18 protein-coding genes are annotated in these 21074 nt (G+C 71.3%); 10 read left to right on the forward strand and 8 right to left on the reverse strand.

What is annotated here, in order from left to right; translation table 11 throughout:
• Positions 1-89: 89 nt before the first annotated feature.
• Positions 90-1457, reverse strand: a complete 1368-nt coding sequence (locus HG543_RS20665; RefSeq protein WP_169346535.1) for a TolC family protein — start codon at positions 1455-1457, stop codon at positions 90-92.
• A gap of 170 nt (positions 1458-1627) precedes the next feature.
• On the opposite strand from HG543_RS20665, the gene HG543_RS20670 reads away from it, so the two are divergent.
• The gene (locus tag HG543_RS20670; protein WP_343073405.1) at positions 1628-2416 is read left to right on the forward strand and encodes a DUF6209 family protein; all 789 of its coding nucleotides are present in this window, start codon (positions 1628-1630) and stop codon (positions 2414-2416) included.
• A gap of 49 nt (positions 2417-2465) precedes the next feature.
• On the opposite strand, the gene HG543_RS20675 is transcribed toward HG543_RS20670, so the two are convergent.
• The 5 genes from HG543_RS20675 to HG543_RS20695 form a co-directional block, all read right to left on the reverse strand.
• Positions 2466-4235, reverse strand: coding sequence for an ATP-binding protein (locus tag HG543_RS20675; protein WP_169346537.1), 1770 nt, complete (start codon positions 4233-4235; stop codon positions 2466-2468).
• A complete protein-coding gene (locus HG543_RS20680) occupies positions 4232-4939 on the reverse strand; it encodes a response regulator transcription factor (protein WP_169346538.1) in 708 nt (235 codons plus the stop codon). Before HG543_RS20680 ends, HG543_RS20675 begins: the two co-directional genes overlap by 4 nt.
• Before the next feature lie 9 nt (positions 4940-4948).
• Positions 4949-6178: a vWA domain-containing protein gene (locus HG543_RS20685; RefSeq protein WP_169346539.1), complete on the reverse strand. Its 1230-nt coding sequence runs from the start codon at positions 6176-6178 to the stop codon at positions 4949-4951.
• Positions 6179-6287: 109 nt separating this feature from the next.
• Complete coding sequence (locus HG543_RS20690) at positions 6288-6842, reverse strand: Uma2 family endonuclease (protein ID WP_169346540.1); 555 nt, start codon at positions 6840-6842, stop codon at positions 6288-6290.
• 147 nt (positions 6843-6989) lie between these two features.
• Entirely contained in the window at positions 6990-7412 is a 423-nt protein-coding gene (locus tag HG543_RS20695) for an arginine repressor (protein WP_169346541.1), read from the reverse strand.
• A gap of 181 nt (positions 7413-7593) precedes the next feature.
• On the opposite strand from HG543_RS20695, the gene HG543_RS20700 reads away from it, so the two are divergent.
• The 8 genes from HG543_RS20700 (at position 7594) to HG543_RS20735 (ending at position 16519) form a co-directional block, all read left to right on the forward strand.
• Positions 7594-8607: an N-acetylornithine carbamoyltransferase gene (locus HG543_RS20700; protein ID WP_169346542.1), complete on the forward strand. Its 1014-nt coding sequence runs from the start codon at positions 7594-7596 to the stop codon at positions 8605-8607.
• A gap of 38 nt (positions 8608-8645) precedes the next feature.
• A complete protein-coding gene (gene argB / locus HG543_RS20705; RefSeq protein WP_169346543.1) occupies positions 8646-9572 on the forward strand; it encodes an acetylglutamate kinase in 927 nt (308 codons plus the stop codon).
• Positions 9569-10630, forward strand: a complete 1062-nt coding sequence (locus HG543_RS20710; RefSeq protein ID WP_169346544.1) for a M20/M25/M40 family metallo-hydrolase — start codon at positions 9569-9571, stop codon at positions 10628-10630. The genes argB and HG543_RS20710 overlap by 4 nt, the downstream gene beginning before the upstream one ends.
• The gene (gene argH / locus HG543_RS20715; protein ID WP_169346545.1) at positions 10623-11972 is read left to right on the forward strand and encodes an argininosuccinate lyase; all 1350 of its coding nucleotides are present in this window, start codon (positions 10623-10625) and stop codon (positions 11970-11972) included. Before HG543_RS20710 ends, argH begins: the two co-directional genes overlap by 8 nt.
• Positions 11973-11997: 25 nt before the next feature.
• Positions 11998-13197 carry an argininosuccinate synthase gene (argG, locus tag HG543_RS20720; RefSeq protein ID WP_169346546.1) on the forward strand — a complete coding sequence of 400 codons (1200 nt, stop codon included), beginning with the start codon at positions 11998-12000 and terminating at the stop codon, positions 13195-13197.
• On the forward strand, positions 13197-14258 hold the full coding sequence (locus HG543_RS20725; protein WP_169346547.1) for a DUF1611 domain-containing protein: 1062 nt from the start codon (positions 13197-13199) through the stop codon (positions 14256-14258). The genes argG and HG543_RS20725 overlap by 1 nt, the downstream gene beginning before the upstream one ends.
• Positions 14255-15322, forward strand: coding sequence for an N-acetyl-gamma-glutamyl-phosphate reductase (gene argC / locus HG543_RS20730; protein WP_169346548.1), 1068 nt, complete (start codon positions 14255-14257; stop codon positions 15320-15322). Before HG543_RS20725 ends, argC begins: the two co-directional genes overlap by 4 nt.
• An 81-nt stretch (positions 15323-15403) precedes the next feature.
• Positions 15404-16519 (forward strand): serine hydrolase, encoded by a 1116-nt coding sequence (locus HG543_RS20735; protein WP_169346549.1) that lies wholly within the window; start codon positions 15404-15406, stop codon positions 16517-16519.
• A gap of 58 nt (positions 16520-16577) precedes the next feature.
• On the opposite strand, the gene HG543_RS20740 is transcribed toward HG543_RS20735, so the two are convergent.
• Positions 16578-17339: a TVP38/TMEM64 family protein gene (locus HG543_RS20740; protein ID WP_169346550.1), complete on the reverse strand. Its 762-nt coding sequence runs from the start codon at positions 17337-17339 to the stop codon at positions 16578-16580.
• A gap of 208 nt (positions 17340-17547) precedes the next feature.
• On the opposite strand from HG543_RS20740, the gene HG543_RS20745 reads away from it, so the two are divergent.
• Positions 17548-19161: a Na+/H+ antiporter gene (locus HG543_RS20745; RefSeq protein ID WP_169346551.1), complete on the forward strand. Its 1614-nt coding sequence runs from the start codon at positions 17548-17550 to the stop codon at positions 19159-19161.
• Between the two features lie 82 nt (positions 19162-19243).
• On the opposite strand, the gene HG543_RS54540 is transcribed toward HG543_RS20745, so the two are convergent.
• Positions 19244-20944 carry a TraB/GumN family protein gene (locus HG543_RS54540; protein ID WP_211194054.1) on the reverse strand — a complete coding sequence of 567 codons (1701 nt, stop codon included), beginning with the start codon at positions 20942-20944 and terminating at the stop codon, positions 19244-19246.
• Between the last annotated feature and the right edge of the window lie 130 nt (positions 20945-21074).

The following is a 21074-nucleotide window of genomic DNA, read 5'->3' on the forward strand; positions in this document are numbered from 1 at the left end:
GCCCCCACCCTCGCCACGGGAGCACGCTCCCAGCATGACGAACAGCACGAGGCAGGAGGCCGTGAAGGGCCGCTCCCAGCGCTCACCCATCACAAGGCGCATTCGGCCTCCGCCATCAGTGACTCCACCCGCGCCTGCACCAGGTCCAGTTCGCGCAGGGCGAGCGTCCGCTCCGCCTCGCGCAGCTCCTCCGCGCTCTGCACCAGCTCCAGGCTGGTGCCCACGCCCTCGCGGAAGGCCTCCCCGGTGAGCTGGTCCGTCAGCGCCGCCGCCTCCCGCGCCCGGCTCGCCGTGAGCCGCCGGGCCTCCGCCAGCGCCACGCCCCGGCGTGCCCGCGCCACCTCCACCGCCAGCGTCCGCCGCACGGCCTCGAGCTGTTGCTCCGCCACGGCCACGTCCGCCCGCGCCGAGCGCACCGTCGCGCCGCGCGCGCCTCCGTCCCACACGTCGAAGGCCAGCACCGCGGCGATGTTCCATTGATTCACCCGCGCCGTCCCCGGCGTCACCGTCGTGGCCGTCAGCGAGCTCTCCAGCCCGAGCGTGGGCGCATACGCCGCCCGCGACGCGCCCAGCTCACGTTCCACCGCCCGAGACGCCTCCCCCGCCGCCACGAGGTCCGCCCGCGACGCCCCCTCCAGCGGCCGGCACAGCTCGGCCACGCTGCGCGCCAGCCCCTCCAACCGGAACGCGGGGACGACGCCCGCTTCCCCCTCCACGCCGAGCGCGCTGCCCAGGGCCTCACGCGTGCGCCGCAGGGCCTCCACGCTCGCGAGCAGCGAGGCGCGCGCCACCTCCAAATCCCGGGCCGTGCGCAGCGTGTCCAGCTTGCGCCCGGAGCCGAGCTTCTCCGCGTCCAACGTGAGCTGGTGCCTCGCCCACGCCTGGGCGAGCCCCATCCGGTCTATCTCCACCACCCGCTCGGCCGTCACCACCGCCACGAGACTCCGCGCGAGCTCCCGCACCAGCAGCCGCCAGGTGTCCCGCGCCGAGGCCCGCGCCGAGCGCTCCCGCGCCCGCGCCGCGGAGAGCTGCAGCCACGCCGGCACGTCCACGACGGACTGGGACGCCGTCGCGCGCAGGGCGACCAGCGGAGACGTGGGCCGCGGCCCGTCGTCATCGCCGTCCACGTTGATGTTGCCACCACCGATGGAGACCGACTGGCCCACCAGCCGCTCCTGGACGGAGACCGACGCGCCCACCCCCGGCAGCAGCGGTGCGAGCGCGAGCCGCGTCTCCGCTCCGGCCAGCTCCAGTTGGGCCAGCGCGAGCTGGAGGTCCACCGAGCGGGCGCGAAGCCGTCCCAGTGCGTCATCCCAGCTCGACAGCGCCAGCGTGGGCGGTGCCGGGGCCGTCAGTGCCTCCGGGATGCCCGCGGCCTCCATGACGGCGGAGCCGCTCCCCGTGGGCGGGTTGAACGGGTCCGGAAGCGCTACGAGGAGGACGAGGGTCAGGAGCATGCGCGCGGGGGCAGCCCTTCGGATAGTCGGTGACACGTCCCCCGACATCCCCGCTCCGTCCATTGGGAGAACGAGCGTCCAGGAGACGACACCCCCCTGTCCGCTGGTACACGGTATCCCGCACGCCATCGGTACACCTCGACACCCACCCGCGTGCGATGGAGCCTCCCGTGAAGAAGTTGCTGATGTCCGCCCTGTTGCACCTGCTGTGCCTCACCGCCTCCCTGGTCTCCACCGAGGCGCTCGCCCAGACTCCCCCACCGACGATGACCTTCGGCCCGAACTGGAGCGTCAGTCTCTCGGGCCAGCCGCGGGTGGGCGGTCCGCTGCGCATCGTCTATGACCTGTCCCGCCTGTCCCACTGCCGCGAGCCCTCCGTCGGCACGTGGACCCTCACCGGCTACGCGATGACGAACCGGGGGCCGGTGCAGAGCTTCGTCGTCGCGAACGACGCCACCGTGGGCACCACGGCGGAGGTGCTGCTGAACCTGACCACGGGCGGCAACCTCGAGCTGTGGTTCCAGGAGACCCACTCGCTGGGCTGCTCCAACTGGGACTCCAACCTCTACTGGAACCACCACGTGAAGGTCTGGCAGAACCCGACGCTGACCTTCAACGAGGGCTGGACGCACTCGCTCTTCGGCACCCTCCAGGGCGGCACCACCCTCATGGTGGACTACGACATCGACCGCCTGGGACAGTGCCGCGGCCAGTACATGGACTACGAGACGTGGGGCGTCTGGGTGGAGTACCGCATCAACGGCGGCCCCGTGCAGACGCATGACCTGACGGTGGCCTGGGGCGAGTGGAACCAGGAGTTCCGCAAGCAGACGCCCGCCTTCATCCCGCTGCCGGCGGGGCCCGGGACGCTCGAGATGTGGTTCGTCAACATGGACCGCAAGGGCTGCGCGGCGTACGACTCCCGCTACGGTCAGAACTACGTCTTCACCTTCCAGTGAGCCGCTGAGCCGGTCCTCCCGGGACGCGCGCCGACACGCCCGGGAGGACTCAGGCGACGGGAAGCCAGAGCACGAAGCGCGCGCCGCCGCCGGGCACGCGCTCGTGTCTCAGGTCGGCGCGCATGCTCCGCGCGAGCCGCCGGCACAGCGCCAGCCCGAGCCCCACGCCAGGAGCCGTCTTCGCCGCTGTCTGCACGGACTTGGAGAACGGCTCGAACAGCCGCCTCGCCGTCGCGGCGTCCACGCCGGGCCCGTGGTCCCTCACCGAGAGCCCCACCTGTCCCCGGCGCCGCTCCACCTCCACGTGGATGCGCCGGTCCTCCGCGCTGGCCGCGTACTTGGACGCGTTGTCCACGAGGTTGAAGAGCACCTGCTCCACGGCGGACGGGTCCGTCAGCACCGCCACGTCCGCCGGCACGTCCACGCACACCTCCATGCCCGCCTGCGCCGCCCGCTGCGCGAGCCGCTCCTCCATGCGCTCCACCATGGCGCGCACCTTCACGCGCTCCAGCTTCGCCGGGGCCCGGCCCCGCTCGATGCGGGCATAGGCGAGCACGTTCTCCACGAGGTGGCTCAGCCGCTCCGCCTCGCGGTGGAGGATGTCGAAGTACTCCCGGCGCCGCCCCTCGTCCGGCACCATGCCCGCCGCCAGCATCTCCGTGTACATCCGGAACGTCGTCAGCGGCGTGCGCAGCTCGTGCGTCACCGCGGAGACGAAGGCGCCCCGCCGCTCGCTGAGCGACACCACCCCCACCAGCAACGCCACCACCGCCACGCCCGCCAGCAGCACGCCGCTCCACGCCACCATCAACACCGCGGGCAGCGTGGAGGCCGCCGCCGTGCCCTGGCCTCCTTGCGGCGAATGTCCGGGCACCAGCCGCACCGGCAACGCCGCCAGCATCCGTCCGTCGCCCTGGGCCTCACGTCCCCGCACCGGCTCCAGCGACGCGGAGGGCAGCAGGTCCCGAATCTGCCCAAGCAGCCACAGGCGCAGCCCCTGCCAGTCCAGCCAGCAGCCCTGGATGTACTCCCCGCCCTCCAGCCGCACGCGCCGGCCCAGCAGCAGCGTGTCCCCCACCCACAGGGCCCGCATCGCGTCGCCGTCCGCCGGAGGGGGCGCGAGCTCCTGGGCCTCCATGCCCCCGTAGGAATTCGAGGCGGACAGGTTGGGAGCCTGGCGCATGGCCTGGCTGGCGCTGCGGGAGCGGGCGCTGTACTCGCTCACGTTCTTCGCCACCTGCGTGAGGTCTTCCGGGCTGCCCAGGCGCAGGAGGCTGGCTTCGGGGCGCCGGACCTGGACGGGCTGCTCCGCGAGGGCCCGGCGGAGGTCCGCGCCGCGAAGGAGCCCCTTCAGCTCGCGCAGCCGGCCCTCCCGCCGCGCCACCTCGGAGGCGGGCAGCGCCGTGCCCGCTGGGGCGTGCGTCCCGGGCTCCACCACCTGGGGCGACGACACCGTCCCATCCGGGGCGACCTGGAAGTGGAGCAGCACGTGCTCCGGCAGCGCGGCCAGCAGTGGTGAGGCCAGGAACGCCGTGCCCGGCTCCAGGGGGAGGCCCTTCGCGTCGAGCACGCCCCGCGCCGGAGAGACGGGGGCGTACGCCTCCGCGGCCACGGCGCTCTCCCGCGCCACCAGCGGCAGCAGGTCCGAGTCCAACCGCCACAGGGCCAGCCGGGCGTTCTCCTCGCGCGCCGCGTTCTCGCGGGCCTGCTGGTCCGCGCGATCCAGGCGGAGGGCGAAGGCGGACAGCCACACCACGCCCGCCAGCGCGAGGCACAGGCACGCGCTCACGGCAATCCAGATGCGCCAGGAGCGAATCACGACGCGGTGCCCCGCGCCGCGAACATGTACCCCTTGCCCCGCACCGTGAGGATGACGCGGGGCTCCTCCGAGTCATCGCGCAGCTTCTCGCGCAGGCGCGCCATGGTCATGTCCACGGTGCGCGTCTGCACGCCCCGGGAGGACAGGTGCCACACGCGCTCCAGCAACTCCTCGCGGGAGATGGCGCGCCCGGCATTGTCGCCGAGGTAGCGCAGCGCGTCCGCCTCGCGCTCCGAGAGGTCCACCCGGGTGCCGTCGTCGAAGGTCAGCTCGCGCCGCTCCACCTCGAAGTGGCCGCCGGGGAAGTCGAGCCGGGCCACCCCCGCGGGACGCTCGGCCGAGCGCCGCAGCACCGCCCCCGCGCGGGCCAGCAGCTCGCGCACCGAGAAGGGCTTCACCACGTAGTCATCCGCGCCGAGCTTCAGGCCGTTGACGCGGTCCTCCTCCTGGCCCCGCGCCGTGAGGATGATGACCGGGAGCGTGGGCCGGCTCTTGCGCACCGCCCGGAGCAGGTCCAGTCCGTCTCCATCGGGGAGCACGAGGTCCAGCAGCACGAGGTCGCACGGGGTGCGCTCGGCCAGATGCTGTCCCTCCGCGCGGGCCCCGGCTTCGAGGACTTCGTAACCCTCGAAGCGCAGGGCATCCACGATTCCGCGCCGGATGGCGGGGTCATCTTCCACGACGAGCACTCGGCGCGCGGCCATTGCGGCATCCTACTCCAGCGTGAGGTGGCGCTTCTTCGCCTCGCGCTGGACGACCTGGCCGATGGCGCCCTCCAGCGTGTCCGAGTTCTGGGCGGCGTGCTGCTTGCGCGCCTCGACGAGGAACTTCTGACGCTCGGTGTTGAGGACCTGGATGCGCTGCTGGAGGGCGGCGCGCTCCTGCTCCCGGGCCGCCAACCAGGCCTTGCGGCCGGCGGCATCGAGCCCGCGCATGGGCTCGGGCAGGTCCTCGTCGCGGACGGAGCCCAGGTCCACCTGGTTCTTCTTCACCGCGTCCACGAGGTCCCAGCTCTCGTTGGAGTAATTGCCGGACGACTTGGCCACGGAGCGCGACACCATGTTGGAGAGGGAGACGCCGAGCGAGTTGCTGTCCTGTGCCGCCTGGCGCATCTGGGCCTCCTGGCCGCTGGCGCCGTAGGCCACGTAGGTCTTGTTCAGCTCGGCGCCCAGCCGGGCAATCTCCTCGTCCTGGGGCGCGGGGATTTCCACCACGCGCTGGTTCTGGTCGATGTTGAGGTAGCTGCCGTCCGCGAGCACCGCCGCGTCCTTCCACTGCCCGGAGATGCCCTCCTCGTAGCCGCCGCAGTGGATGGTGTTGACGGTGATGCCGCGCTCACGGGCGTACTTCACCGCGTCGGCGAACTTCACGGGGCCCTGGGTGAAGGGCTCGTTGCCGGCGATGAAGATGAGCCGCATGGCCTCCGGGTCCTGGCTCCAGGCGAGCTGCGCGGAGGCATCGCGGATGACCTCGCCGCAGTGCTCCGAGCCGCCGGACGTGCGCAGCGAGAAGAGGTGCTCGGAGAGCAGGTCCAGGTCCGTGGTGAAGGGAAGCACCTGGCGGATTTCGCTCCGGTTCGAGCCCGGGTCGGTGTTGCCGTACACGTACAGCGCCAGCTGGAGCTGCGGCGTCACGCCGTTGCGCTTCGCATGGGAGAAGCGGTTGACGATGTTCCACAGCTGCGTGCGCGCCTGGTCCAGCAGGCCGTCCATGCTGCCGCTGGTGTCGAGGAGCACGGCAATCTGGATGACGGGCTGACCGGGTTCGGCCTTCGCCACGGGAGCCACGTCGGGCTTGTTCGCGGGAGGAGGTGCCACCGCGACGCGCGGGGCCAGGGGAGTCAGCGGCGGCGCGCCCGGAGCGGGCTTGCCCAGGAGGAGCGCTGCGGCCGCGAGCGCCGCGGCGGAGCCGAGAATGACGGGGAGCTTGAGGGCCGGTTTCATCGTGCGTCCTTTCGTACGTCGGTGCCCGCTTGGGCACGCTGGGGACAGTACGAATGGGCGCGGGCGAGAGGTGTAACCGGCTTGTAACCGGCGGTGACGGTGGGGGCGGCTACACGTCACCCCAGATGAAGGGCAGGTCCAGCTCGATGGCCTCGAATGGCTCGGCCCTGACAGGAGTACTCCCGACGTGCGTGGCGACCAGGGTGTACTGCGCTCCCTCCAAGCGAAGAACCTCCAACGTGCGCGCGACGGGGTCCATCAGCCAGACGTGCCGCACGCCCTCACGGGCGTACACCGGCAGCTTCGCCTTGCGGTCCAGGGTCTTCGTGGAGGGTGAGAGGATCTCGCAGAGCCAATCCGGAGCAAGCGTGGTGAATGGGGTGCGATAGGGCTCCGGCATCCGCTCGCGGCGCCAGCCCGCGACATCCGGCACCAGCACGTCCTCCGCCAGGTGCACTTCGGGCTCATCACCGATGATCCATCCACCAGGGCCGTCCTTCCCCTTGGTGAACGGCCCCATCAACTCGTAGCCCAATCTGGAGTACGCATTCATGTGCGGCCCCGCGGGCCGGGGGCTGGCGTACAGCACCCCATCGACAATCTCCCCGACCACGTTGTCGGGCAGTGCCTCCAGCTCCGCGTAGGTGGCCCGCTTCCGTTCCATGCTCCGCCCATGTTCCCCGCCGCCCGTCTCCAGTTCCATGCGTGCGGAGATAGCACCGGGGTCTGACGTATGAGGACACCTACCCAACGCCCACCCTGAAAGGTTGGCCCCTCCCGAAGCAAAGCGCAAGAGCCCGGGAGCGCCGCCTCACGTCCCCCGCGACATCAGCTCCTCCACCACCTCGCGCACCTCGCGCAGCCGCGACGGGTCCGTCACCGCGACGAAGATGGTGTCATCCCCCGCCACCGTGCCCGCCAGGCCCGGCACGTCCGGCTCACGGTCCAACGCCAGCGCGAACACCTGCGCGTAGCCGGGCGCCGTCTTCAGCACGAGCAGGTTGGGCGGCGCTTCGATGATCCTCAGCCACGGCCTCACCGGCGCCACCGGCGGCGGCGCCTCCACGCGCTGGTAGCGCCCCGCCACCTTCTGGACGCCCAGCTTCTTCAGCCGCCGAGACAGCGTGGACTGGCTCGGCGCCTGCCCCCTCGCCTCCAGCAGCTCCTGCAACACCGCCTGATCACTGATCTCCTGCTCCGTGATGAGCCGCAGGATGGTCTCGTCCAGGTTCATTCAGGCCACCATGCATTTGCGTGAATATGCACGCAAGTGCCTGCATAAAGATTTTTGCAATAAGAGGCTTGCGCGCTGCGTCTTTCTGCATAATATCCGCGCCTCTTCTGAAAATGCACGAATTTTCGTGCATATTCACCCACCCATGCATCCGGCCCGCTGCCGGTTGGAGCACAGGCCCATGAAGCACGTCACCCACATCAAGGATCTCGGCCCCGAGGGCGTCGAGGCGGTGCTCGCGCAGGCCGCGGCCTGGAAGCTGAAGGCGCCGACCCAGGCGCTCTTCCCCGGCACCATCCTCGGGATGGTCTTCTTCAACCCGTCGCTGCGCACGCGCACCTCGTTCGAGGCCGTGATGCTGCGCGGTGGTGGCAACGCCATCATCCTGGACGTGGGCGCCGGGGTCTGGAAGCTGGAGCACCGCGAGGGCGCGGTGATGAACGCGGACCGCGCCGAGCACCTCAAGGAGGCCGCGCCCGTCCTGTCGCGCTTCGTGGACATGCTGGGCGTGCGGACCTTCTCGCAGGGCGGTGGCGACGAGGAGGACGAGGTCGACCCCATCATCGGCGCCTTCCGCAAGTGGGCCACCGTGCCGGTGGTCAGCATGGAGTCCGCCCGCGAGCACCCCTGCCAGGGCCTCGCCGACGTGCTCACCCTGCGCGAGACGTTCGGCTCCACCAAGAAGCTGCCGGTGACGCTCACCTGGGCGCCGCACATCAAGCCGCTGCCCAAGGCCGTGCCCAACTCGTTCCTCCTGAGCGCCGCCGCCGCCGGCTGCGAGGTGCGCGTGGCGCATCCTCCCGGCTTCGAGCTGCACCCCGCCGTGCGCGCGGAGGCCGAGGCGTACGCCAAGGCCACCGGCGGCAGCGTCACCTACACCCATGACCAGGACGAGGCGCTCGCCGGCAGCCGCGCGGTGTACGCCAAGTCGTGGGGCCCGTCCGCCGCGGCGGCGTACTCGCCCAACGACGTCACCGCGCTGCTGGCCTCCTACTCCGGGTGGATGCCCACGCGGCGCACCATGTCCCGCGCCGCGAAGGACGCGGCCTTCCTCCACTGCCTGCCGGTGCGCCGCAACGTGGAGGTGGCCGACGAGGTGCTGGACCACCCGAGCAGCCGCGTCGTCGACGAGGCGGGCAACCGCTACCACGTCCAGCGCTCGCTCCTTCACTGGATGCGCTCGCAGTCGCGCTGACCGCTTTCCTCCCCTTCCCTTCTTTCTAGAGGTGCCACGTGCCCCTGTCGCCCGACCCCTACTCCGCGCTGCGCCACGCCGCGCGCTACGTGCAGCAGTTCCGCCGCAAGACGTTCGTCGTGAAGCTCGGCGGCGCCATGCTGAGCGACCCGAAGCTGCGCCGCTCCGCCTGCGAGCAGATTGCCCTCCTGTGGACCTTCTCCATCCGCCCCATCGTGGTGCACGGCGGCGGCCCGGAGCTGGACACGCTGTGTGACGCCCTCCACCTGCCGGTGGAGAAGGTGGCGGGCCGCCGTGTCACCTCCGCGCCGGTGCTGGACGCGGCGAAGATGGTGCTCGCCGGCAAGCTGCACACGGACCTGCTCGCGGACCTCCAGGCGGCGGGCGTGCCCGCGGTGGGCCTGAGCGGCGTGGACGCCGGCCTCATCAAGGCGCGCAAGCGCCCTCCCGTCATGGTGACCGAGCCCGGCGCCACCGAGGGGAAGCTCGTCGACTACGGCCTCGTGGGTGACATCGAGTCGGTGGACACGCGCGTGGTGGAGCACCTGCGCTCGGCGGACTACGTGCCGGTGGTGGCCCCCCTGTCCGGCGGCGCCGACGGCGCCGTGTACAACACCAACGCGGACACCGTGGCCGCGGCGCTCGCGGTGGCGCTGTCGGCGGAGAAGCTCTTCTTCCTCGTCCAGGTGCCCGGCCTCCTGAAGGACGTGAACGACCCGACGTCGCTCGTGACGCTGGCGAACCTGACGGACCTGGCCACCATGGAGAACACCGGCGCCATCTCCGGCGGCATGCGTCCCAAGGCGCATGCCATCCGCCACGCGCTCGTGGGCGGCGTGGGCAGCGTGCACCTCGTCAGCGGGGTGCTGCCCAACGCGCTCCTGGAGGAGGTCTTCACCAACGAGGGCAGCGGCACCATGGTGGTGCGCGAGAGCGCGCCGAAGACGGCCGGGGCCGTGGGATGAAGGCGACGGAGCTGCTCCAGGCGCTGGTGGCCATCCCCAGCGTGTCGGGTGACGAGCGCCGCATCGCGGACACGGTGTCCGGGTGGGCGGAGAGCTGGGGCGCGCGCGTCCAGCGGAAGGGCCACAACGTGTGGTTCTCCGTCGGGAGCGGGCCGCGCCGGCTGCTCGTCAACTCGCACCTGGACACGGTGAAGCCGTGCGCCGGGTGGACGTACGAGCCCCACGCGCCCGAGTGGCGCGAGGACCGCCTGTACGGCCTGGGCAGCAACGACGCCAAGGGCTGCGTGACGGGGATGCTCCTCACCGCGCGCGCCCTCCTGAAGGAAGGAGCCCCCACCGGAGGCGAGGTCGTCTTCGCCTTCACCGCCGAGGAAGAGACGGGAGGCCAGGGACTGGGAACGATGCTGTCCGAGCTGGGACCGCTGGACGCGGCCATCGTGGGCGAGCCCACGAGCCTCAAGCCCTGCACCGCGCAGCGCGGGATGCTGCTCCTGCGCTGCACGTCGCACGGCAAGAGCGGGCACGTGGCGCACGCGCACACCAACGCCTCGGTCAACGCCATCCATCAGGCGGCGGTGGACATCTCCGTCCTGGCGGAGCTGCGCTTCCCGTCCCACCCGCTGCTGGGCGAGGCGCGGGCGCAGGTGACGCAGATTTCGGGCGGCCTGGCGCGCAACCAGGTGCCGGACACGTGCGAGTTCTTCGTGGACCTGCGCACCACGCCGGCCATGGACCACGCGGACGTGGCGAAGCAGGTGGCGTCCGCCCTGAAGAGCGAGGTGCACGTGCACTCGGCGCGCTACCTGCCGAAGGCGACGGCGGGAAGCCAGCCCATCGTCCGCGCGGCGGTGTCGGCGGCGGGCGAGCAGCCCGTGGGCTCCAGCACCACGTCCGACTGGGCCTTCCTGGGCGACCTTCCGGCGGTGAAGGTGGGCCCGGGCGACACCCTGCGCAGCCATCAGCCGGACGAGTTCATCACCCGGGCGGAGCTGGAAGCCGGCGCCGCCTTCTACACGCGCCTGGTGCGCGGCTACTTCGAGGAGGTGGCCCGTGGCTGACACCTTGTGGGGCAAGGGCGCGCCGCTGGACGCGGTCATCCACCGCTTCACCGTGGGCGACGACCCGGTGGTGGACCTGTCGCTGGCGCCGCACGACGCGCTCGGCAGCGCCGCGCACGCGCGGATGCTGGCGCACGTGGGCCTGCTGCGCGCGGAAGAAGCGCGGGCCCTGGTGTCCGCGCTCAAGGCGCTGCACGACGAGGCGCGCGCCGGCACCTTCACCATCCGCCCGGAGCAGGAGGACGGCCACACCGCCCTGGAGGCGGCGCTCGTGGAGCGCGTGGGCGAGCCGGGCAAGCGCATCCACCTGGCGCGCTCGCGCAACGACCAGGTGCAGCTCGCCTTGCGCCTGCTCATGCGCGAGGAGGTGCTGACGCTGGGCGCTCGCACCGTGGAGCTGGCCGGGACGTTCCTGGACTTCGCCCAGGCGCACGCGAACGTGGCGCTGCCGGGCTACACGCACCTGCGCCGGGCCATGCCGTCCACCTTCGGGCTATGGGGCATGGCCTTCGCGGAGGGACTGCTGGAGGAGCTGGAGGCGCTGCGCGGCGTCTGGGCCCGGCTGGACCGTTGCCCGCTGGGCGCGGCGGCGGGCTTCGGCGTGCCGCTGCCCATCGACCGCGAGTACGTGGCGAAGCTGCTCGGCTTCAGCCGGGTGCAGCGCAGCCCCATCGACGTGCAGAACGGCCGCGGCCGGCACGAGGCGGCGGTGCTGGGCTGGTCCTGCTCGGTGGCGGGCACGCTGGAGAAGTGGCTGTGGGACGTGCAGCTCTACAGCATGGACGAGTTCGGCTTCCTCAAGCTGCCGGACGCGTTCACCACCGGCTCGTCCATCATGCCGCAGAAGAAGAACCCGGACGTGGTGGAGCTGGCGCGCGCCCGCTGCCGCGAGCTGCGGGGACTGGCGCACCAGGTGGAGGCGGTGGCCGGCGGCCTTCCCTCCAGCTACCACCGCGACTTCCAGTTGCTGAAGCGCCCCACCCTCGCGGCGCTGACGTCCATGAAGGACCTGCTGGTGGTGCTCGCCCGGCTGGTGCCCGTGCTCCAGATTCAGGCGGACGCGGCGGCGCGCGCGAGCGACGACACGCTGTACGCCGCCCACCATGCGTACGCGCTGGTGGCGCAGGGCCAGCCCTTCCGCGACGCGTACCGGCAGGTGGGGCGCGAAATCGCGGACGGCACCTTCCGCCCGGACCGCGGCGCGCTGACGGCCACCCACCTGGGTGGCGCCGGCAACCTGGGCCTGCCCCAGGCCCGCGAGGAGCTGGCCGCCGCGCGCGCCTGGCTCGACGAGACACACCGCGCGACGGCCGACGCGGCCGCTCGCGTCTGGACGCTGTGAACCCTTCCCCGTGAGGAGTGACGACATGAGCAACAAGAAGAACGTGGTGCTGGCCTTCTCCGGCGGACTCGATACCGCTTTCTGCACCGTGTACCTGCGCGAGCAGGGCTACGCCGTGACCACTGTCACCGTGGACACCGGCGGCTTCCCGCCCGAGCAGCTCGCGCGCATCAAGGAGCTGTCGGCGAAGCTGGGCGCGGTGGCGCACCACACGGTGGACGCGCGCGACACCCTCTTCCAGGGCTACCTGCGCTACCTCATCGCCGGCAACGTGCTGCGCGGACAGGTCTACCCGCTGAGCGTCTCCGCCGAGCGCGCCTGCCAGGCCGTGGAGGCCGTGCGCATGGCGCGCGAGCTGGGCGCGCAGGCCATCGCCCACGGCAGCACGGGCGCCGGTAACGACCAGGTGCGCTTCGACGTGGCCTTCCGCTCGCTGGCGCCGGAACTGGAGCTGATCACGCCCATCCGCACGCTGGGCCTGAGCCGGCAGCAGGAGCTGTCCTTCCTCGCCGAGCGCGGCATCCACATGCCGCCGAAGCTGGGCTCCTACTCCGTCAACGAGGGCATGTGGGGCACGTCCGTCGGCGGCCGCGAGACGCTGGAGTCGTGGAGCGCGCTGCCCGAGGCGGCCTTCCCCGGCGGCGAGATTCCCACCGACCTGAAGCCCCGCACGCTGACGGTGTCCTTCACCCAGGGCGTGCCGTCCGCGCTGGACGGCGAGGCCATGGGCCCGGTGAAGCTGGTGGAGGCGCTCAACGCGCTGGGGCGCACCTACGGCATCGGCCGCGGCGTGCACCTGGGCGACACCATCCTCGGCATCAAGGGCCGCGTGGGCTTCGAGGCCCCGGCGGCGCACATGCTCATCACCTCGCACCGCGAGCTGGAGAAGCTGGTGCTCTCCGGCAAGCAGCTCTTCTGGAAGGAGACGGTGGGCAACCTCTACGGCTCGCTCCTGCACGAGGGCCACTTCTTCGACCCGCTGGTGAAGGACCTGGAGGCGTTCCTCACCTCGTCGCAGGAGCGCGTGACGGGCGAGGTGCGGCTGGTGCTGCACCCTCGGACGCTGGTGGTGGAGGGCGTGAAGTCGCCGCACTCGCTGATGGACGCGAAGGTGGCGACGTACGGGGAAGCAAACGTGCTGTGGACGGGTTCTGAAGCGGCCGGCTTCGCCAAGCTGTACGGCGTGGCGCAGATGCTCTCGCACAAGGCCAAGGGAGGTTCGTAATGAAGGTCTTCGTCGACAAGGTGGGCAGCGTCACGCGCAACCTCGGCCTGGGCCGCACGGTGCATCTGGCTCCGGAGGTGAAGGCCGAGGAGGGCGCCGTCGTCGCCGTGCGCATCCACGGGGAGAAGAGCGTCTACAACCAGCTCGAGGACCCGCACGGGCGGCTCGTCACGCTGCACGCGGGCGACATCGTCGTGGGCGCCCTGGGGCACCGCAACGCGCTGCACGGCTACGAGGGCGTGGTGCCGCACTCCGTCTCCGTGGGAGACAGGCTGCACGTGCTCAACATGGGCGGCGTCATCGGCAAGTGCACGTCCCACAACCCGGGCGTGGGCCAGCCCTTCGAGGCCGAGGTGCTGGGCCAGGTGCTGGAGTTCCCGGAGCTCATGTCCCGCACCGGGCAGCCGGCGCACATCAGCTCGGGCTCGCTGAAGGGGCAGCCCACGCCGGTGAAGTGCCCCGTCGTGTACGTGGTGGGCACCTGCATGAACGCGGGCAAGACGTACGCGGCCAGCGCCATGGTGCGCAAGCTGGCGCAGGCGGGCTACCGCGTGGGCGGCGCGAAGCTGACGGGCGTGTCGCTGATGCGCGACACGCTGTCCATGCAGGACTCCGGCGCGGACGTCGTCATGGACTTCACGGACGCGGGCATCGTCTGCACGGGCTCCCGCACGGGCGCGGGCGTGGCGCGGGTGCTGTTCTCCGAGCTGGCGGCGGAGAACGTGGACGTCATCGTCGCGGAGACGGGTGACGGCATCATGGGCGAGTACGGGGTGCAGGGCATCCTGGCGGACCCGGAGCTGAAGGCCCTGGCGGGCGCGTGGGTGCTGTGCGCGAACGACCCGGTGGGCGCGGCCGGCGGCGTGCGGCACCTGCGCGAGGCGTACGGCATCGACGTGGACGTGGTGGCGGGCCCCGCGACGGACAACGCCGTGGGCGTGCGCTTCGTGGAGCAGGTGGTGGGGATTCCCGCCCGCAACGCCCGCGCGGACGCGGCGGCGCTGGGTGGGCTCATCCTGGAGAAGCTCGCGCCCAAGATTGGCGCGGGGAGGAAGTCATGACGCGGGCGAACATCTACATCCTGGGGGCCTCCGGTTTCGGCGGAGGCGAGCTGTTGCGCATCCTCGCCGGACACCCGGCGGTGGCGGGCATCCGCGTGGTGTCGCGGCACCACGCGGGCGAGCCCATCCACAAGGTGCACCCGCACCTGCGCGGGCTGGTCGAGGGCCGCTTCGAGGCCGAGGCCGACTGGCGCTGGCTGGCGGACTCGCAGCAACCGGTGGTGTTCAGCGCGCTGGGCCACGGCGAGCTGGCCAACCAGTTCGCGGGCCTGGAGAAGAAGTGGGCCGAGGTCGGCATCGCCGAGCGGCTGCTCCTCATCGACCTGTCCTCCGACTTCCGGCTGGACCACCCGGGCCGCTACGCGGGCGCCTACGGCCGGCCCCACCCCTCCCCCGAGCTGCTGGGCACGTTCACCTACGGCCTCACCGAGTGGAAGCGTGACGCGGTGGCCAAGGCGAAGCGCATCGCCAACCCGGGGTGCTTCGCCACCGCGGTGCAGCTGGCGCTCCTGCCCATCGCCTCCACGCCGGGGCTGGGGCTGCTGGCCGTGTCGGGCGTGACGGGCTCGTCCGGCTCGGGCTCGCTGCCGGGCGAGGGCACGCACCACCCCACCCGCGCGCACGACTTCCGCGCGTACAAGCCGCTGGAGCACCAGCACGAGGCCGAGGTGGAGGTCATGCTGGTGGCGCACGGCGCGCAGCGGCACCGGCTGGCCTTCGTGCCGCACTCGGCGCCCATGGTGCGCGGCATCTTCGCCACCGTGCAGTTCGAGTGGCCGGAGCACGGCGGCGCGGTGGTGACGCAGTCGCTGACGGAGAAGTTCCGCCGCTACTACGAGGGCTCGAAGTTCGTCCGCATCGTCGAGGGCACGCCGCGCGTGGCCGCGGTGGCGGGCAGCAACTTCTGTGACATCTCCGTGGCGACCAAGGGCCGCTCGGTGGCCGTCATGGCCGCGCTGGACAACCTCGTGAAGGGCATGGCCGGCCAGGCCGTGCAGAACTTCAACGTGGCCCTCGGCCTGCCCGAGGACACCAACCTGCGCCAGGCGGCGTGCTACCCGTAATCGTCCACCCCCGGTGACAGCCGCGAGGACCTCCGGTGTTCGAGTGCGCGCTGCGTACTCGTTTCACCTGGAGGTCTTCGCGTGTTCATCAAGCAGCTCCTGGGGCGTGCCGTGCTGGGCACGGCCCTGGTGTTCTGGGTCTCGGGGTGTGGGGACGACGAGAAGCCGCGTCTGTCTTGTGAGGAGCTGTCGTCCCGCCTGCAGGACGCGCTCACGAAGGCGGTGGCCGACGAGGGGCTCGCTGGCGCCACCGCCGGGGTGAAGCTCAGGGACTGCAACTGGACGGGCGCGGCGGGCTCCTCGCGCCTGGAGCCCTCCGCCGTGCCCATGGCCCCCGGAGACCGGCTCCGGGCGGGCAGCATCGCCAAGACGTTCACCGCGGTGGTGGCGTTGCAGCTTCAGGCCGAAGGCAAGCTGTCCCTGGACGCGCCGCTGGCGACGTGGTTCGCCGACTTCCCCAACGCGGACCGCATCACGGTGCGGCAGCTCCTCAACCACACCAGCGGCGCGGCCGACTACACGGACAACGAGGACTTCGTCGCGCGGGCCTCGTCCGAGCCCACCAAGGTATGGACCGCCGAGGAGCTCATCCCCTACGGCGCCACGCGCTCGCCGCTCTTCGAGCCCGGCGCGGGCTGGTCGTATTCCAACACGAACTACATCCTCGTTGGCGCCATCATCGAGCAGGTGACGGGAACGCCCGTGGCCCGGCAGTGGCGCGAGCGCATCATCGAGCCCCTGAAACTTCGCGACACGGGACTGGATGGACTCGAGCCGCTGCCGGCGCTCACCGTGCGCGGCTACGCGCGCCTGGACGGCGCCTGGGTGGACTTCACCGACGCGGTCCATCCTTCCGCGGCGGGCGCGTCCGGCGGACTGGTGTCGACCGCCGAGGACCTCAACCGCTTCTACGAGGCGCTCCTCGTGGGCGTGCTGCTGCCTCCGGCGCAGCTCTCGGAGATGACGCGCTGGGTGGCCACCGAGCCTGGAGCTGAGCCTTCGTACGGGCTCGGGCTCCTGCGGGCAGGCAGTCCGCTCGGGCCGTTCCAGGGGCACGACGGTGGCATCCCGGGCTTCTCCGCCCTGGCGGGCTACTACGCCGACCGCGAGGCGGCGGTCTCCGTGCTGACCAACCAGCAGGACGGGAACGCGTCGGCCGTCACCCTGCGACTGCTGGAGGTGGTCGCCAAACGGTGAAGCGGCCCGAGCGCAGCGGTCCAGCTCCCACCGCGTCGCGGGAGGCGCCCCGTCGGTCTCAGACGGGCCGGGGCGTCTCCGTCCGGGTCGGACGGGAGGCTTGCTGACGCTCCTCCGTCTCCGCGAGTTCGTCGGACTCGCGGGAGATGCGCAGCTCCCGCATCAGCCGGCGCCCCAGGACCAGCCCCAGCACCATGCTGACCACCATCCCGGTCGCGGACACGGCGGTGGCCAGGGGCATCCCCTGCCCCAGCGAGCTGCCGAACCAGGTGGTGAGCACCGTCCCGGGCACGGTGCCGACGAGCGCCCCCAGCGCCAGGGGCCGGAAGCGCGCCCCCGAGGCCGCCGCGGTCGCCAGCAGCACGTCCGCCGGAATCACCGAGTTGACGCACGCGAGGAAGCCCAGCTGGAAGCCGTGTTCCCGCGCCGCGCGCTGGATGGCCGCGTGGTTCGCGCCCACGAGCCGCTTCATCGGCTTGCGTCCCAACCGGCGGGCCAGCAGGTGGATGAGGCCCGTGGCCAGCACGCTCCCGACGAGGACGTAGACCGTCCCCAGCACCATGCCGAAGAGCAGGCCCCCCACCGCCGTGAAGAGCTGGCCGGGCAGCAGCGTCACCGGGCGGAGCGCGAGCAGCAGGATGAAGGCGACGGGCGCCAGGGCCCCGAGTGGCCGCAGCTGCCCGGAGAGCCACGCCTGGTCCAGGTACTGCGGCCCCCATACCCTGAGTGACACCAACAACCCGATGGAGACCCCCACCGGGAGGAGCAGCTTGAGCCAGGCCCCCGGCCCCAGCCCCTTGGCGCGGGGACGCATGGACATGCAGCGAAGGTGGAGCACGGCTCCCCACGAGGCAAAACCCGCAGGTGGTCCGTGGGGCAGGCGGGCGGACGAGGCAGCCCCGCCCCGGGCGCGGCGCTATCGGGCCGCCTGCGGCCGTCCGGAAGTCACGCCCGACCCCACTCCATCCGGCCGCTTGCCTGCGGTATTGTGCGCGTCTCTTTGACCTCAAACCGGGCAGTGGGGGCCGATGCATTTCGAGTTGGCATTCGTACTCATCTTCGCCATCGCGACCGCGGTGGCGATTGCCGCGCGCTACTTCAACTTCCCGTACACCGTGGCCTTGGTGGTGGCGGGACTGACGCTGGGCGCGGTGCACGCCTTCGAGCCTCCCCACCTCACGAAGGAGCTGCTCTTCGCCATCATCCTTCCGGGCCTGCTGTTCGAGGCGGCCTTCCATGTGGAGTTCCGCAAGTTCTGGAAGAACAAGCTGGCCATCCACTCCATGGCCATTCCCGGGGTGGCCGCGTCCGCGGGACTGACGGCGCTCATCCTCTCGCCGGTGGTGGAGGGGATGAACTTCGTGAGCGGCTTCGGACTCCTCTCGGCGCTGGTGTTCGCGGCGGTCATCGTCTCCACGGACCCCATCGCCGTGGTGGGCCTGTTCAAGTCGCTGGGCGCGCCCAAGCGGCTGCTCATCCTCGTGGAGGGAGAGAGCCTGCTGAATGACGGCACCGCCGTCGTGCTCTTCACCCTCGTCGTCGCGGTGGCCACCGGCGGCCAGTTCACGGTGGGCGGCGCCATCTTCGACTTCATCAAGGTGGCGGGGCTGGGCGCGCTCATCGGCAGCGCGATTGGCTTCGTCGTGGCGCAGGTCATCAAGCGCGTGGATGACGCGATGGTGGAGATCACGCTCACGGTCATCGCGGCCTATGGCTCATTCGTGGTGGCGGAGCACTTCCACTACTCGGGCGTCATCGCGACGGTGGTGGCGGGCATGCTGTGCGGCAACTGGGCGGCGCACGCGGGGATGAGCCCGACGACGCGCGTGGCGGTGGAGAGCTTCTGGGAGTACCTCGCCTTCGCGCTCAACTCGGTGGTGTTCCTGCTCATCGGCCTGGAGGTGAAGATCGGCTCGCTGCTGGCCTCCTGGAAGCCCATCCTCGTGGCCTACGTGGCGGTCGTCGTGGGCCGCGCGGTGGTGGTGTACGGCATGTCCGCGCTGCTGCGCCTCACGTCGGAGCGGATGCCCTGGAGCTGGAGCGCGGTGCTCACGTGGAGCGGACTGCGCGGTGCCATCTCCATGGTGCTGGTGCTCGGTCTTCCGGCGGACTTCCCCCATCGCGAGCTGCTGGTGAACATGACGTTCGGCGTGGTGGTGCTCTCCATCGTCATCCAGGGACTCACGATGGCGCCGCTGCTGCGGCGGCTGGGCATCACCGGGCTGAAGGACGCCTACCAGGAGCAGTACGAGCTGGCGCGTGGCCGGCTGGGCGCCATCCACGCCGCGATGGCCGCGCTGGAGGCCATGCGCCGCGGCCGGGAGATTCCCGCCGACGTGCTCGGACAGCTGGAGCGCGAGTACCAGGAGAAGGAGGCCGTCGCGGAGAAGGAGCTGGCGACGCTCAAGCAGCAGTCGACGCGCTTCCACGAGGAGGAGCACCAGGAGGCCATCCGCCGCGTGCTCATCGTGGAGAAGGAGTCGCTCCTCAAGGCATACCACTCGGCCACCATCGGCAAGGAAGCCTACGAGCGACTCGCCTCGGAGCTGGACGAGCGCATCGCCCAGGCGGATGCCGCCGAGAGCCACACGCCCTCGGAGGGGGAGGCCCTTCCCGGCCCGCTGGGAACCACGGGTACGTGAAACCGACCTGGAGGCCCCTCCGGCAGCCGGCTCGGGAGACTGACCGTCCCGAGCCGTGGGTGGGGCCGTGCAGTGCCGGGCTTCAGCGAGGCGCCGGGCCCGACGCGGGGCTCTGAGGTGCCGCGGGCAGCGGCGCGGCGGCGGGTGCCGGAGGCGGCGGCGCGGCGGCCGGAGCCGCGTCCTCCTTCACGGGCGTCCGGCCCGAAGCCGAGGCAATCTTGAACACCACCTGTGCCGGGCCCGGCACAGGTTTCCCGTCGGAGCCGGCGGGGCGCTCGGGCAGCTCATGCCCACGCAGGGCGATGGCGGGCAGCGAGACATTCAGCGCGCCCACGTCGAGGAAGCCATGGAACCCGTCTTCATCCAGCTCCGGCAGCATCCGGATGGCGGGCACCGGCGCCGTCGGAGCCAGCGCCACCTTCGGCCCCGGCGTGATGCCCATGACGTCGCACTCCAGCTCCCCCGCCGGGTCCAGGTCGCAGCCCCACCGCCGGCCCGTCGCGTAGCCCACCTCCAGGACCTTCAGGTCCGGCACCGCCTCCAAAAGGTGCTTCGACATGGGGACGAAGTTCTCGCTCCACGCGGCCTCCGCCACCAGCCGCGTGTGCGCGTTGCCCGCGAGCACGAGGAACACATCGTTCGGACGCGAGGTGCGCTGGTTCAACACGAAGCGCGCCATGCGGGCATCACGTGCGCTGCCATGGTTGGTGTCCGTATCGATGGCGACCACGGTCACCTTGCGCCCTGCCGCGCGAAGGGCTCGCAGCCGATCGATGAGGTCCATCACCGCGCGGCTCCCCCGGCCGTCCTGCTGGAGCTTGCGCCAGAAGTCTCCGCTCAGCAGCGCATCCTGGTCCGCCGGAGTGCCCGCGCTCGACAGGTACCGGTCGATGCGCTCCTGCTCCTTGTGGGAGATGGCCAGCCCCACCGTGACACCCAGCCCTGCTCCGGTGGCCTCGCACGCCATGTCGCCCACGGTGAGCGGAACCTCCCAGGTGCCGAGCTGCTCGCCGATGAGCACCATCTGCCCGGGACGTAGCAGCGACTGGACGCCAGCGACGTCGCGCTCACAGGGCTCCTGGGCCTGCACGTCCTTGCGATAGCGCTTGATGTAGAACGAAGGGTCTCTCGCGAAGGAGTCGTCGCGCGTCAGCTTCAGGGTGCCGGTGAGCGTCTCCAACGAGGGCTTGGATTCCAGCCGCAGCGTGAGCGCGTGCTCCAGCTCCAGGTCCCGGTTGCCCTGCACCACGCCATCCAGTTCCACCCAGGGCGCGGTGTCCTGCTCCCGGGTGGCCAGCGTCACGGGCTGTCCCCTCCTCCGGAAGCTCTGCTCGAACTGCGCCATCTCCATGTGCTTCCAGACGAGCTCGCCGGTCTTCCCCTGGTAGAGGATTTCGGCGTCGTTCGAGAAGGAGACCCGCTTCATCCGGAAGATGCGCACGATGGACTGCCGCTCGGCCATCGGCTCGCCGACGACCAGATAGCGGATGTGGTCCCCACCGCTCTTCCATCCCCAGGCTTCGCCGATCAGCTCCGAGGACCTCCACTCCGTCAGGAGGTACTTCGGATCCTCCATGGGCTTGAGCACCCAGCCGTTCTCCTTCAGGAGCTTCGTGGCCTCGGCCAGGGCCCGGTCCACGGGCAGCATGAAGATGTGCTCGTAGCGCGGTGCGGTCAGCTCGACCTTCTGCTCCGCCTGCGCGGGCGTCCCCGACTCCGAGGGGCGCGCGTTCCTCGCGCAGCCAGCGGCAAGCATGACGAGACAGGCCAGGGTGCGGCGCATCAGCGCTCCTTCTCTTCCAGCGGTTGCGCGGGGAACGTCCCACGGGCCGGAGGATATCGAAACGGGGGGCAGGTGAAATTGTCGGGGGCACGGCACGCCCGGAGCTTCGAGGCGTGCCGTGCCCTACGAC

It is taken from the genome of Pyxidicoccus fallax (genome assembly GCF_012933655.1).
In the GTDB taxonomy this organism is placed as follows: domain Bacteria; phylum Myxococcota; class Myxococcia; order Myxococcales; family Myxococcaceae; genus Myxococcus; species Myxococcus fallax.

Coding starts and splice junctions, on each gene's coding strand:
- HG543_RS20665 (WP_169346535.1), bottom strand. CDS start 1,457: ATGCTCCTGACCCTCGTCCTCCTCGTAGCGCTTCCGGACCCGTTCAAC.
- HG543_RS20680 (WP_169346538.1), bottom strand. CDS start 4,939: ATGGCCGCGCGCCGAGTGCTCGTCGTGGAAGATGACCCCGCCATCCGG.
- HG543_RS20685 (WP_169346539.1), bottom strand. CDS start 6,178: ATGAAACCGGCCCTCAAGCTCCCCGTCATTCTCGGCTCCGCCGCGGCG.
- HG543_RS20690 (WP_169346540.1), bottom strand. CDS start 6,842: ATGGAACGGAAGCGGGCCACCTACGCGGAGCTGGAGGCACTGCCCGAC.
- HG543_RS20695 (WP_169346541.1), bottom strand. CDS start 7,412: ATGAACCTGGACGAGACCATCCTGCGGCTCATCACGGAGCAGGAGATC.
- HG543_RS20700 (WP_169346542.1), top strand. CDS start 7,594: ATGAAGCACGTCACCCACATCAAGGATCTCGGCCCCGAGGGCGTCGAG.
- HG543_RS20710 (WP_169346544.1), top strand. CDS start 9,569: ATGAAGGCGACGGAGCTGCTCCAGGCGCTGGTGGCCATCCCCAGCGTG.
- argG (WP_169346546.1), top strand. CDS start 11,998: ATGAGCAACAAGAAGAACGTGGTGCTGGCCTTCTCCGGCGGACTCGAT.
- HG543_RS20725 (WP_169346547.1), top strand. CDS start 13,197: ATGAAGGTCTTCGTCGACAAGGTGGGCAGCGTCACGCGCAACCTCGGC.
- argC (WP_169346548.1), top strand. CDS start 14,255: ATGACGCGGGCGAACATCTACATCCTGGGGGCCTCCGGTTTCGGCGGA.
- HG543_RS20740 (WP_169346550.1), bottom strand. CDS start 17,339: ATGTCCATGCGTCCCCGCGCCAAGGGGCTGGGGCCGGGGGCCTGGCTC.
- HG543_RS20745 (WP_169346551.1), top strand. CDS start 17,548: ATGCATTTCGAGTTGGCATTCGTACTCATCTTCGCCATCGCGACCGCG.
- HG543_RS54540 (WP_211194054.1), bottom strand. CDS start 20,944: ATGCGCCGCACCCTGGCCTGTCTCGTCATGCTTGCCGCTGGCTGCGCG.